The organism is Kitasatospora sp. NPDC058063 (assembly GCF_042885395.1).
Taxonomy (GTDB): domain Bacteria; phylum Actinomycetota; class Actinomycetes; order Streptomycetales; family Streptomycetaceae; genus Kitasatospora; species Kitasatospora lactacystinica.
In genome coordinates, this window is sequence record NZ_JBHVSD010000007.1 from 306,326 (window position 1) to 320,043 (window position 13,718).

7 protein-coding genes are annotated in these 13,718 nt (G+C 72.4%); all 7 read right to left on the minus strand.

Annotated features, from left to right (window positions below):
* Positions 1-58 precede the first annotated feature (58 nt).
* On the minus strand, positions 59-1,486 hold the full coding sequence (pyk, locus tag ACFVUY_RS14935) for a pyruvate kinase (protein WP_359899892.1): 1,428 nt from the start codon (positions 1,484-1,486) through the stop codon (positions 59-61).
* Between the two features lie 94 nt (positions 1,487-1,580).
* Positions 1,581-2,804, minus strand: a complete 1,224-nt coding sequence (locus tag ACFVUY_RS14940) for an acetate kinase (protein WP_387690850.1) — start codon at positions 2,802-2,804, stop codon at positions 1,581-1,583.
* Positions 2,801-4,972, minus strand: coding sequence for a phosphate acetyltransferase (pta, locus tag ACFVUY_RS14945; protein ID WP_387690849.1), 2,172 nt, complete (start codon positions 4,970-4,972; stop codon positions 2,801-2,803). Before pta ends, ACFVUY_RS14940 begins: the two co-directional genes overlap by 4 nt.
* Positions 4,973-5,154: 182 nt before the next feature.
* Positions 5,155-7,593, minus strand: a complete 2,439-nt coding sequence (gene glgB, locus ACFVUY_RS14950; RefSeq protein ID WP_387690847.1) for a 1,4-alpha-glucan branching protein GlgB — start codon at positions 7,591-7,593, stop codon at positions 5,155-5,157.
* Between the two features lie 61 nt (positions 7,594-7,654).
* A complete protein-coding gene (locus tag ACFVUY_RS14955; RefSeq protein ID WP_387730006.1) occupies positions 7,655-9,145 on the minus strand; it encodes a maltokinase in 1,491 nt (496 codons plus the stop codon).
* Between the two features lie 250 nt (positions 9,146-9,395).
* Complete coding sequence (gene treS / locus ACFVUY_RS14960) at positions 9,396-11,120, minus strand: maltose alpha-D-glucosyltransferase (protein WP_380348689.1); 1,725 nt, start codon at positions 11,118-11,120, stop codon at positions 9,396-9,398.
* Positions 11,117-13,072, minus strand: a complete 1,956-nt coding sequence (locus tag ACFVUY_RS14965) for an alpha-1,4-glucan--maltose-1-phosphate maltosyltransferase (protein WP_387730073.1) — start codon at positions 13,070-13,072, stop codon at positions 11,117-11,119. Before ACFVUY_RS14965 ends, treS begins: the two co-directional genes overlap by 4 nt.
* Positions 13,073-13,718 lie beyond the last annotated feature (646 nt).

Consider the following 13,718-nt stretch of genomic DNA (forward strand, 5'->3'; position numbering starts at 1 on the left):
CGTGGGGCGGCCCTCCGGAAGGAGGACCGCCCCACGGGCGTTCGGGCCGGGCGGGCGGTCACTCGCTCCGGGTGCCGAGGTGGTGCACCTGCACCATGTTGGTGGTGCCGGGGATGCCGACCGGGACACCGGCGGTGACGATGACGGTGTCGCCCTCGCCGAGCCGGCCCAGCTTCAGCAGCTCCCGGTCGACCTGCGCGACCATCGCGTCCGTGGTGGCCACCTGCTCCGTCACGTACGCCTCGACGCCCCAGCTCAGCGAGAGCTGGTTGCGGGTGGCGGTGTCCGGGGTGAAGGCGATCACCGGGATCGGCGAGCGGTAGCGGGACAGCCGGCGGGCGGTGTCACCGGACTTGGTGAAGGCGACCAGCGCCCTGCCGTCCAGGAAGTCGCCCAGCTCGCACGCGGCGCGGGCGACCGAACCGCCCTGGGTGCGCGGCTTGCGGCCCGGGTTGAGCGGCTGGAGGCCCTGGGAGAGCAGCTCCTCCTCGGCCTTCTCGCAGATCCGGCTCATGGTGCGGACGGTCTCGACCGGGTACTTGCCGACGCTCGACTCGGCGGACAGCATGACCGCGTCGGCGCCGTCCAGGATGGCGTTGGCGACGTCGGAGACCTCGGCGCGGGTCGGGCGCGAGGCGTGGATCATCGACTCCATCATCTGGGTGGCGACGATGACCGGCTTGGCGTTGCGGCGGGCCAGGGTGACCAGCTGCTTCTGGACCAGCGGCACCCGCTCCAGCGGGTACTCCACGGCCAGGTCGCCGCGGGCGACCATGATGGCGTCGAAGGCGAGGACGATCTCCTCCATGGCCTCGACGGCCTGCGGCTTCTCGATCTTGGCGATGACCGGCACGCGGATGCCGACCTCGTCCATGACCTCGTGGACGTCCTTGACGTCGTCCGCGTTGCGGACGAAGGACAGGGCGATCATGTCGACGCCCAGGCGCAGCGCGAAGCGCAGGTCGTCCTTGTCCTTCTCGGACAGGGCGGGCACGTTCACGGCCGCGCCGGGCAGGTTGATGCCCTTGTTGTTCGAGAGCACGCCGCCCTCGACCACCACGGTCCTCACCCGCGGGCCGTCGACGCTGACGACCTCCAGGGCGATGACGCCGTCGTTGATCAGGATCGGGTCGCCGGGCTTCACGTCGCCGGGCAGGCCCTTGTAGGTGGTGCCGCAGATGTGCTGGTCACCGGGGACGTCCTCGGTGGTGATGGTGAACTCGTCGCCGTTGTCGACGGTCACCGGGCCGTTGGCGAAGGTCGCCAGACGGATCTTCGGACCCTGGAGGTCGGCCAGGACGCCGATGGCCTTGCCGGTGTCCTCCGAGACCTGGCGGACCTTGCGGTACCGCTCCTCGTGGTCCGCGTGGTTGCCGTGGCTCATGTTCAGTCGGGCGACGTTCATGCCCGCCTCGACGATGGCCTTCAGCTGTTCGTAGGAGTCCGTCGCCGGACCCAGGGTGCAGACAATTTTCGCTCGGCGCATATGGATCAGTCTATCCGTTCGTGTTATAGGTGCATTCGGCACGCACCGGGAGGAATCGCCGACGAAAAGTTCCGAGGAGTGAGACGGTTCCGTGTCAGTCCTCGGACTCCCGGCGTTCCCGGTGCACCAGGGCGAAGGCCTGTCGGGCGATCTCCAGCTCCTCGTCGGTGGGCACCACGGCGACCGCCACCCGGCCGTACTCGGGCGAGATGATCCGGGCCTCGCCGGACCGCACCGAGTTCAGCTCCGGGTCGACGGCGATGCCCAGTTCCTCCAGTCCCGCGGTGGCCGCCGCGCGCACCGGCGCCGCGTTCTCCCCGACGCCGGCGGTGAACGCGATCGCGTCCACCCGGCCGAGCACCGCGTAGTAGCCGCCGATGTACTTGCGCAGCCGGTGGACGTACGAGTCGAAGGCCAGCTTCGCGTCCGCGTCCCCCTCGTCGGCCCGGCGCATGATCTCGCGCATGTCGTTCTCGCCGCACAGCCCGCGCAGGCCGCTGCGGCGGTTGAGCAGGTCGTCGATCTCGTCCACGGAGAGGCCGCCGACCCGGTGCAGGTGGAACACCACGCCGGCGTCGATGTCGCCCGAGCGGGTGCCCATGACCAGGCCCTCCAGCGGGGTCAGGCCCATCGAGGTGTCCACGCAGCGGCCGCCGGCGACCGCCGAGGCGGAGGCGCCGTTGCCCAGGTGCAGCACGATCACGTTGACCTCGGCCGGGTCCTTGCCGAGCAGCCGTGCGGTGGCCCGCGAGACGTACTGGTGCGAGGTGCCGTGGAAGCCGTAGCGGCGCACCCGGTGCCGGTCGGCGACGGCCTTGTCGATCGCGTACCGGGCCGAGTACTCGGGCATCGAGGCGTGGAAGGCGGTGTCGAAGACGGCCACCTGGGGGAGGTCGGGGCGCAGCGCGCGGGCCACCTCGATGCCGGTGATGTTGGCCGGGTTGTGCAGCGGGGCGACCGGGATCAGCCGGCGGATCTCCCGGAGCACGTCGTCGGTGATCACGGTCGGCTCGGTGAACCGCAGGCCGCCGTGTACCACCCGGTGGCCGATCGCGGCCAGCTCGGGGGAGTCCAGCCCGAGGCCGTCGGCGGCCAGCTCCTCGGCGACGGCCTTGAGCGCGCCGGCGTGGTCCGGGAAGACCTGGACGGTCTCGCGCGCCTTGCCGCCGCGCGGGGTGTGCACCAGCCGCCCGCCGGTCTCACCGATCCGCTCGACCAGTCCGGCGGCCAGCTTGGCCCCGTCCAGCATGTCGATCAGCTGGTACTTCACCGACGAGGAGCCGGCGTTCAGCACGAGAACGCGGGTGCCTCCACTCATGCCTGCGGCTCCTTGCTGTCCGGTGTGCGGTCCTGGGACTGGATGGCGGTGATCGCGACGGTGTTGACGATGTCCTGCACCAGCGCCCCGCGGGAGAGGTCGTTGACGGGCTTGCGCAGCCCCTGGAGCACCGGCCCGACCGCGACCGCGCCGGCCGAACGCTGGACCGCCTTGTAGGTGTTGTTGCCCGTGTTGAGGTCCGGGAAGATCAGCACGGTGGCCCGCCCGGCGACCGGGGAGCCCGGCAGCTTGGTGGCCGCGACGTGGGCGTCCACCGCCGCGTCGTACTGGATCGGGCCCTCGACCAGGATGTCCGGCCGCAGCTCGCGGACCAGCTCGGTGGCCTTGCGGACCTTGTCGACGTCGGCGCCGGAGCCGGAGGTGCCGGTCGAGTACGAGAGCATCGCGACCCGCGGCTCCACCCCGAACTGGGCGGCGGTGGCGGCCGATTGGATGGCGATGTCGGCCAGCTGCTGGGCGTCCGGGTCCGGGTTGACGGCGCAGTCGCCGTACACCAGCACCCGGTCGGCCAGGCACATGAAGAAGACCGAGGAGACGATCGAGGCGCCCGGCGAGGTCTTGATCACCTCGAAGGCGGGCCGGATGGTGGCGGCGGTGGAGTGCGCCGCGCCGGAGACCATGCCGTCCGCGATGCCCTCCTGGACCATCAGGGTGCCGAAGTACGAGACGTCGGTGACCACGTCCAGGGCCAGTTCGACGGTCATCCCCTTGTGGGCGCGCAGCTTCGCGTACAGCTCGGCGAACTGGCGGCGCAGCGGGCTGGTGGCCGGGTCGACGATCCGCACCTGGGCCCGGTCGGCGGCCGGGTTCCCCCCGGCCTGGTGGCCGGGGGCCGTGCCCGCGTCCGGGAGGGCGATGCTCAGGGCCGAGGCCTTGCGGCGGACGGCGTCCACCTCGCCGAGCAGGGTGAGGTCGCAGATGTTGCGGCGCAGCAGGATCTCGGCGGCGCGCAGCACCCGCTCCTCGGTGCCCTCGGGCAGGACGACGTGCCGGCGGGCGCCCCGGGCGCGCTCCAGCAGCTCGTGCTCGAACATCATCGGGGTGACCCGATCGGACCGGCCGACCTCGATCAGGTTGGTCAACTCGGCGGTGTCGACGTGCAGTTCGAAGAGGCCGAGGGCGATCTCGGCCTTCCGGGGGCTGGCCGGGGTGAGCTTGCCCTCCAGGTGCGTCAGATGGGCGGCGGTGGGCCAGCTGCCCTCGGGGACGACGGCGACCGGGGTGCCGGGGGCGAGCCGGGCGGCCAGTGCCATCACGTTGGGGCCTGGGTGCTGGCCGAGCGTCAGCAGCACGCCGGCGATCGGCGGGGCGCCGGCGGCGTGCGCGGCCAGCGAGCCGATCACCAGGTCGGCGCGGTCCCCGGGGGTGACCACCAGCGCGCCTTCGGTCAGCGCGTCCAGGAAGGTCGGCAGCATGGCGCCGCCGAAGACGTAGCCGCGCACGTCCCGGGCGAGGCCGGCGGCGTCCCCGATCAGCACCTCGGCGCCGGTCGCCTCGACCAGCTGGGCGACGGTGGGCGCGGCCAGGGCCGGCTCCTCCGGGATGACGTAGGCGGGGACCGGCAGCTTCTCGGTGAGGGTGTGCCGGATCCGCTGCTCGGCGCCGGGGGAGACCCGGTTGGCGATCATCGCGAGGGTCTGGCAGCCGAGGTCGGTGTACGCCCGGTGGGCGTTGCGGACCTCGGCGATGACCGTCTCGGCGTCCGCGCCGTGCCCGCCGACCACGGGCAGCACGGCGGCGCCGAACTCGTTGGCCAGGCGGGCGTTGAAGGCCAGTTCGTCCGGGATGCTGGTGTCGGAGAAGTCGGTGCCGAGCACCAGCACGGCCTGGCAGCGCCGCTCCAGTGCGTGGAAGCGGTCGACCAGCACGGAGACCAGCTCGTCCTGTCCCATGGCGGCCTGGAGCGTGGCGGCCTCCTCGTAGGTGAGGCCGTACAGCTCGGTGCTCGGCAGGTCGATCCGGTAGCGGCCGTGCAGCAGCTCGACCACGTGGTCGGAGCCCGGCCGCCCGGGCGCGGCGGCGTGCACCAGTGGGCGGAACACCCCGACCCGGTCCACCTGGCGGGTGAGCAGTTCCATGACCCCGAGTTCGACCGCCTGGCGGCCGTCCCCCCGGTCGATACCGGTCACGTACACGCTGCGCGCCACGTGGGTGTCTCCGTCCCGTCGTCTCGGAAAGTGGTCATATCGACCATACCTTCGCACCCCGAACGGCCGTCCGCGAGCAGAACGGCGGGGTTCGGGCAAGGGGCGGAGGTCCCTCCCGGGTGCCCGCCCGGTGGGGCGGGCACCCGGGGCCTCGTCGTGCGCGGCCCCAGGCCGCGCGGCGCTCAGCGGGCGGGGCGGAGCCAGACGGTGGAGAGCGGGGGGAGGACCAGTTCGGCGGAGCGGGGCTGGCCGTCCCACTCCACCGGCTCGGCCTTGACCGGGTGGGAGTTGCCGACGCCGCTGCCGCCGTACTCCTCGGCGTCGGTGTTCAGTGCCTCCTCCCAGAGCTGCTCGCGGCCCGCCAGCCGGGGCAGGCCGACCCGGTGCCCGTGCCGGACGACCGGCGAGAAGTTGCAGACCGCGACCAGCGGCGAGCCGTCGGCCGCGTACCGGACGAAGGAGAGCAGGTTGTCCTCGGCGGCGCCGCCGTCGAGCCAGCGGAAGCCGTCCGGGACGGTGTCCAGCTCCCACAGCGCCGGGGTGTCGAGGTAGCACCGGTTGAGGTCGCCGACCAGCCGGCGCACCCCGAGGTGGTCCCGATGGGCCGGCCACTGCTCGTCGAGCACCCACCACTGCGGGCCCTGCTCGTGGTCCCACTCCGCGCCCTGGGCGAACTCCTGCCCCATGAAGAGCAGTTGCTTGCCCGGGTGGGACCACATGAAGCCGAGGTAGGCGCGGTGGTTGGCGCGCTGCTGCCACCAGTCGCCGGGCATCTTGGAGACCAGCGCCTGCTTGCCGTGCACCACCTCGTCGTGGGAGATCGGCAGGACGTAGTTCTCCGAGTAGGCGTACACCATCGAGAAGGTGATCTCGTTGTGGTGGTACTTGCGGTGCACCGGCTCCTTGGAGATGTAGACCAGCGAGTCGTGCATCCAGCCCATGTTCCACTTCAGTCCGAAGCCGAGGCCGCCGGCGTCGGTGGGCCGGGTGACCCCGTCCCAGGCGGTGGACTCCTCGGCGATGGTGATCACGCCCGGGCAGCGGCGGTAGACGGTGGCGTTCATCTCCTGGAGGAAGGAGGCCGCGTCGAGGTTCTCCCGGCCGCCGTACTGGTTGGGCGTCCAGTCGCCGCCCTCGCGGGAGTAGTCGAGGTAGAGCATCGAGGCGACGGCGTCCACCCGCAGGCCGTCGATGTGGAACTCCTCGCACCAGTACACCGCGTTGGCGACCAGGAAGTTGCGCACCTCCTTGCGGCCGTAGTCGAACTCCAGCGTCCCCCAGTCCGGGTGCTCGGCGCGCAGCGGGTCGGCCGGCTCGTACAGCGGCTCGCCGTCGAAGCGGGCGAGCGCGAAGTCGTCCTTGGGGAAGTGCGCGGGCACCCAGTCGACGATCACGCCGATGCCGTGCCGGTGCAGGGTGTCCACCAGGTGGCGGAAGTCGTCGGGGCCGCCGAGCCGGGCGGTGGGGGCGTAGTAGCCGGACACCTGGTAGCCCCAGGAGCCGCCGAAGGGGTGCTCCATCACCGGCATGAACTCCACGTGGGTGAAGTTCAACTCCTGGAGGTAGCGCGGCAGTTCCTCGGCGATGGCGCGGTAGGTGGTGAGGTCCGGGCGCCAGGACGGCAGGTGCAGCTCGTACACCGACATCGGTGCCCGGTGGTGCGCGGAGCGGGCCCGGCGGGCCATCCACTCGCCGTCCTGCCACGTGTGGTCGGAGGAGGTGACCACCGAGGCGGTGCCGGGCGGGCACTGGGCGGCCCGGGCGAGCGGGTCGGCCTTGTCCAGCACCCAGCCCTGCCGGGTGTGCACCTCGTACTTGTAGGTGGCGCCCTCGGCGAGGCCGGGGACGAACAGTTCCCAGATCCCGGACGAGCCGAGCGAGCGCATCGGGTGCCCGGTGCCGTTCCAGTGGTTGAAGTCGCCGATCAGCCGCACCCCGGCGGCGTTCGGCGCCCAGACCGCGAAGGCGGTGCCGGCCACCCCGTCGACGGTGCGCAGGTGCGAGCCGAGCGCCCGCCACAGCTGTTCGTGCCGGCCCTCGGAGATCAGGTGCAGGTCGAGTTCGCCGAGGGTGGGCGCGGTGCGGTAGCCGTCGTGCTGGCGCAGCGGCTCGCCGTCGGGGTACGTCACCAGCAGGGTGTAGTCCGGCGGGTCGCCGCCGGCCACCAGGCCGGTGAACAGTCCGCCCTGCTGGTGGGTGAGTTCGGCCGGGCCCTGGGTGGTCTCCACGACCACCCGTTCGGCGAACGGGCGCAGCACCCGGATCGCGGTGCCGCCGAGCACCGGGTGTGCGCCGAGCAGGGCGTGCGGGTCGTGGTGCTGCCCGCCGACCAGCCGGTCCACCTCGGACGGCGGCAGCGGTGCCTCGGGCAGCCGCAGCGCCCCGGAGGGGGCCGGGCGTCCGGCCTCCCGGGGTTCTCCGGCGGCGGACCGGGGGGCGGGCCGGGGGGTGGGCGGAGGCTCGGAGGCGGTCCCGGCGTCCTTCTCCTCGGTCGCCCGGCGCGCTTCGCGGTCGTGGCCGGCGCGCCCTTCGGCCGCCCGCCCTTCGGCTGGGAGCGGTCCGGCCAGGAAGGTGGCCGGTACGGTGCGGGTGGGGCGGCCGGTCGGGTCGATCGGCGTCACGGCGGGGTCCTCCTGCGACGGGGGTGGGCGAACTCCTGCGGGCGGTACAGGAAGCGGGGGGTCAGACGGACAGGGCCAGCCGGTTGATCGCGGCCAGCGGGATCGGCAGCCAGCTCGGCCGGTGCCGGGCCTCGTACACCACCTCGTACACCGCCTTGTCGATCTCCAGCGCGCGCATCAGCTCCGGTGAGGCGGCCGGGTCGGCGCCGCCGCCGGCGGTGTAGCCGGCGCAGTAGGCGGTGCGGTTGCGCTGGGCCCAGGCGGCGGCCAGGTGGGCCAGCTCCGGGTCGACCGGGCCGCCGGCCAGCAGGTGGGCGGCCGCGTAGTCGAAGGAGCGCAGCATCGCGGCGACGTCGCGCAGGGCGGGCTGCGGTTCGCGGCGCTCGTTGACGGACTTGGCCGGCTCGCCCTCGAAGTCCAGCAGCACCCAGCCGTGCGGGGTGCGCATCGCCTGTCCGAGGTGCAGGTCGCCGTGGATGCGCTGGACCGGCAGACCGTCCGGGTGGGCGTCGGCGAGCTGCTGGAAGGCGGCGCGCAGCGCGGCCCGGAAGCGCAGCAGCCCGGGGACGGCGGCCACGGCGCTGTCCAGCCGGTCGGCCATCGCGCCGGCGAGGCGTCCGGTCTGGGTGCGGTCGAGCCGGGCGACCGGCATCGAGCGGGCCAGCACCCGGTGCACCTCGGCGGTGGCCCGGCCGAGCCGGTGCGCCTCGATGGCGAAGTTGCCCGGGGACCGGTCGCCCTTGAGCCGGCCGACCTGGTCGAGGGCCAGTTCCCAGCCGTCCTCGGCGTCCGGCAGGTAGCGCTGCAGCAGCCCGAGGGTGGCGGGCTCGGCGCGCTCCATCCGGCTCTCGAACCAGGCGGCGACCCGGGGGATGCGGGTGGACCCGGCCCGGGAGAGCGCGAGCGAGAGTTCGAGGTCGGGGTTGGTGCCGGGGTGGATGCGGCGGAACAGCTTGAGGATGTACGAGGTGCCGTAGATGACCGAGCTGTTGGACTGCTCGGCGGTGGAGGCGCGGCCGGGGAGGTTGGCGGGCAGCCCCGAGCCGGGGGTGCGGCGGAAGGACAGCGCGCCGAAGCGGTCGCCGGTGGCCAGGTGTTCCAGCAGTCTCCCGGTGAGTTCCGGGTCGTGCACCGCGTCGTAGAGGGTCGCGCCGTCGTACGGGCCCTGGCTGAGCCGGCCGAGTACGGCGCCGGGCTCGATGTCCCCGAGCCCGCCGGAGCGGATGCCGAGCAGCAGCTGGTAGATGTCGCCGTGCGGGGCGCCGGCCGTGGTGGCGTGCTCGACCCGTAGCAACAGGTGGAGCAGGGCCGGGTCGCCGACCTGCAGCGGGGTGCCGACCACCGGGGTGAGGCCGGTGATGGGCCGCCCCTTGCCGGCGTACCAGCGCTGGGTGGGCAGCCACGCCGCGATCAGCGGCAGGGCCGCCTGGACGAGTTCGCTGACGCCCAGGGCGGTTCTCCGGGCCCCGGCGCCCCGGGTGCCCGCCGCGGCGGCGGAACCGGCGGGGGCGCCGTCCTGGAGGTGGGCTTGAGAACGGGAGGTTTCGGACATGGCTCCCTTTCCCCGGAAGCACGCGGACTGCCCGACGGGTCGTGGCCGGGTCCGTCAGTCTTCCGGATTGCGGCGGCGCGGCGGTCGCGGCACGCGAGCACGGCTCGGGTGTCACGCCTTCGTGTGGGTGGCCGTTGGGCTGTTCTCCGTACGCGGTGGTGCAGAGAACTCCGGGGGCGCGGGGTTCAACTCGCGCCCCCGGAGGGTCTGATGGTGCTGTTCACGCTGGTGTGCGGCGTGCGGCGGATCGTTACTTCGATCGCCTGGTCCCGCTCAGGCGCGGGGGCTGCCGGAGCTGGAACCAGTAGAAGCCGTGCCCGGCCAGGGTGAGCAGGTAGGGCCACTCGCCGATCGACGGGAAGCGGACCCCACCGATCAGCTCGACCGGATACCGCCCGCCGTACTGCCGCAGGTCCAGCTCGGTCGGCTGCGCGAACCGCGAGAAGTTGTTCACGCACATGACCAGGTCCCCCTCGTGCTCGCGCACGAAGGCCAGTACGGCGGGGTTGCTGGAGGGCAGTTCGGCGTAGCCGCCGAGGCCGAACGCCGGATTGAGCTTGCGGATCTCGATCATGCGACGCGTCCAGTGCAGCAGCGAACTCGAACTGCTCTGCTGCGCCTCGACGTTGGTCACCTGGTAGCCGTACACCGGGTCCATGATGGGCGGCAGACTGAGCCTGCCCGGGTCGGCGGAGGAGAAACCCGCGTTGCGGTCCGGGGTCCACTGCATCGGGGTGCGCACGCCGTCCCGGTCGCCGAGCCAGATGTTGTCGCCCATGCCGATCTCGTCCCCGTAGTAGAGCACCGGGGAGCCGGGCAGGGAGAGCAGCAGGGCGGTGAACAGCTCGATCTGGTTGCGGTCGTTCTCCAGCAGCGGGGCGAGCCGGCGGCGGATGCCCACGTTGGCGCGCATCCGCGGGTCCTTGGCGTACTCCGCGTACATGTAGTCGCGCTCCTCGTCGGTGACCATCTCCAGGGTCAGCTCGTCGTGGTTGCGCAGGAAGATGCCCCACTGGCAGCCGCCGGGGATCTGCGGGGTCTTGGCGAGGATCTCCGACACCGGGTAGCGGGACTCCCGGCGCACCGCCATGAAGATCCGCGGCATCACCGGGAAGTGGAACGCCATGTGGCACTCGTCGCCGCCCGAGGCGAAGTCGCCGAAGTAGTCGACGACGTCCTCCGGCCACTGGTTCGCCTCGGCGAGCAGCACGGTGTCCGGGTAGTTGGCGTCGATCTCCTTGCGGACCCGTTGGAGGAACTCGTGGGTCTCCGGCAGGTTCTCGCAGTTGGTGCCCTCGCGGGCGAACAGGTACGGCACCGCGTCCAGCCGGAAGCCGTCGATGCCGAGGTCGAGCCAGAACCGCAGCCCGGCGATCATCTCGTCCTGGACCCGGGGGTTGTCGTAGTTGAGATCCGGCTGGTGCGAGAAGAAGCGGTGCCAGAAGTACTGCTTGCGGACGGGGTCGTAGGTCCAGTTGGACGTCTCGGTGTCGACGAAGATGATCCGGGCGTCCGGGTACTGCTTGTCGTCGTCGGCCCACATGTAGAAGTCGCCGTACGGCCCGTCCGGGTCCGTCCGGGAGGCCTGGAACCACGGGTGCTGGTCGCTGGTGTGGTTCATGACGAAGTCGATGACGATGCGCATGCCGCGGGCGTGGGCGGCGTCGACGAACTCCATGAAGTCGGCGAGGTCGCCGAACTCCGGCAGTACCGAGGTGTAGTCGGACACGTCGTACCCGCCGTCGCGCAGGGGCGAGGCGAAGAACGGGGGGAGCCAGAGGCAGTCGATCCCGAGCCACTGGAGGTAGTCGAGCTTGGCCGTGAGCCCCTTGAGGTCCCCGACCCCGTCGCCGTTGCTGTCCTGGAAGGACCGCACCAGCACCTCGTAGAAGACCGCACGCTTGAACCAGTCGGGGTCGAGCGTCTTCTTCGAGGTCTCGGGGAAGGTGTCGGGGACGGGCTCGTTCACTGTCACGCTGGGTTCCTCCGAACCGTGAGGAGGTGAGCCGGCTCGGCTGAGGGATCGAGCCGGACGTAGTTGTGCCGGCCCCAGGTGAAGACGGCGCCGGTGAGCTCGTCGTGCACCGCGTACGGGCCGTCGCCGTCCAGCGTGACGGTGGCCTCCTGGACGTGGTGCGGGTCGAGGTTCACCACGGTGATGACCTGGTCGGTGAGCCCCTCGGGGGTGGTCGCGGTCTTGGAGTAGGCGAGCACCTGGTCGTTGTCGGTGGGGTGGAAGCGCAGGTCGCGCAGCTGCTGGAGGGCGGGGTGGCGGCGGCGCAGCCGGTTCAGCACGGTCAGCAGCGGGGCCAGGGTGTCGGTGCGGCTCCAGTCGCGCGGGCGCAGTTCGTACTTCTCCGAGTGGAGGTACTCCTCGGAGCCCGGGTGGGCCGGCTCGTCCTCGTACAGCTCGTAGCCGGCGTAGACGCCGTAGCTGGGGGCGAGGGTGGCGGCGAGCACCGCGCGGATCGCGAAGGCGGCCCGGCCGCCGTGCTGGAGGTACGCGTGCAGGATGTCCGGGGTGTTGGCGAAGAAGTTGGGCCGCATGTAGGCGGCGGCGTCACCGGTGAGTTCGGTGAGGTACTCGGTGAGTTCCGGTTTGGTGGTGCGCCAGGTGAAGTACGTGTACGACTGGTGGAATCCGATCTTCGCCAGGGTGTGCATCATCGCCGGGCGGGTGAAGGCCTCCGCCAGGAACACGACGTCGGGGTCGGTCCGGGCGACGTCGGCGAGCACCTTCTCCCAGAACGCCACCGGTTTGGTGTGCGGGTTGTCGACCCGGAAGATCCGGATGCCGTGGGACATCCAGAACCGGAGGATCCGGATGGTTTCCTTGACGATTCCGTCCATGTCCTGGTCGAAGTTGACCGGAAAGATGTCCTGGTACTTCTTCGGCGGATTCTCGGCGTACGCGATGGTGCCGTCCGCGCGGTGGCTGAACCATTCCGGGTGCTTGTTCACCCAGGGGTGGTCGGGGGAGCACTGGAGGGCGAAGTCCAGCGCCACTTCCAGGTGCAGCGCCCGGGCCTCGGCGACGAAGTGGTCGAAGTCCTCGATGGTGCCGAGGTCCGGGTGGACCGCGTCGTGGCCGCCCTCGGGGGAGCCGATCGCCCAGGGCGAGCCGACGTCGTGCGGACCGGCCGTCAGGGTGTTGTCCGGGCCCTTGCGGAAGGCTCGGCCGATCGGGTGGACCGGCGGCAGGTAGACCACGTCGAAGCCCATCGCGGCGACGGCCGGCAGCCGCTCGGCGGCGGTGCGCAGGTTGCCCGGGCGCGGCGGCTCGACGCCGGCCGGGTCCACCACGGCGCCCTCCGAGCGGGGGAAGAACTCGTACCAGGAGCCGAACAGCGCGCGCTCGCGGTCCACCTGGAGCGGCAGCGGGCGGGAGGCGCTGAGCAGCTCGCGCAGCGGATAACGGACCAGCACGTCGAGCACCTCGGGGGCGAGCGCGGCGGCCAGCCGGGACAGCGGCGGCATGGTCGGGTCGCGCAGCGCTTCGGCGGCGGCCAGCACGTCGGCGCGGCCCTCCTTCTTGGGCACCCCGGCCGCGGCCCGTTCCAGCAGCCGGGCGCCCTCCTCCAGGACCAGCGCGGTGTCGATCCCGGCGGGCAGCTTCACCGCGGCGGCCTTGCGCCAGGTGGCGACCGGGTCGCTCCACGCCTCCACCAGGTAGGACCAGCGCCCGGGCGCGGTCGGGGTGACGTACGCGCCCCAGCGGTCGGTGCCCTCGGCCAGTTCGCGCATCGGCGTCCACGGGCCGCTGCGGCCGCGCGGGTCGCGCAGCACCACGTTGGCGTTGACGGCGTCGTGGCCCTCGCGGAAGACGGTCGCGGTGACCGGGAAGGTCTCGCCGACGACGGCCTTGGCCGGGCGGCGGCCGGCGTCGACGAGGGGACTGACGTCCAGGACGGGGATGCGGCCGATCACGGTGTCGCTCTCTGTCGTCTTGCGGGCGGAGGGCTTGGTGGCGGGCTTGGTGGAGGGCTTGGCGGCGGCCTTGCCGACGGTCCTCCCGGCGGGTTCGGCCGCGGTCCGGCGGGCGGTCGCCGGTTCTGCGGGCGCCTCGGCCGCGGCCGTCCGGCGGCGCGGCGCGGGATCGGCCCCGGTGCCGGCCTTCGGGGTGGTGGCCGACGCGGTGGCGGTGGTGCGGCGCGTGGTGGTGCGCCGGCGGGGCGCCGCGGTCCGGTCCTCCTCGCTCCCGGGGTGTCGGGTCGCGGAGGGCTGTGCCGCGGGGGGCTGGGCTTCGGAGGATCCGCCACCGACCGCCCCGGACGCCCTCGGCGCCGGCATCGCCGGATCTGTCCGAGTGTCAGAATCCATCCGTCCGGCGGATTCCGCGACCGCTGCGTCGAGGCCTTCGGCCATCGGTGTGGACTGGTCCCGCGTGTCGCCGTGCATGCCAAGCTCCTGCCCGAGATCGGCGGCAGCTCCCCGCGGGCCGGGGTCGGGCCGGGGGAGTACCGGAGGACTGCTGGGTGGGGAGGACGTGCCACCGGAGCCTGCCCGCGCCGCTGTTCCCGGCAACCTGCCCGGCGCCCGCCGAGCCGGTGGTGGGACGCCCCGGAGCCCGTGT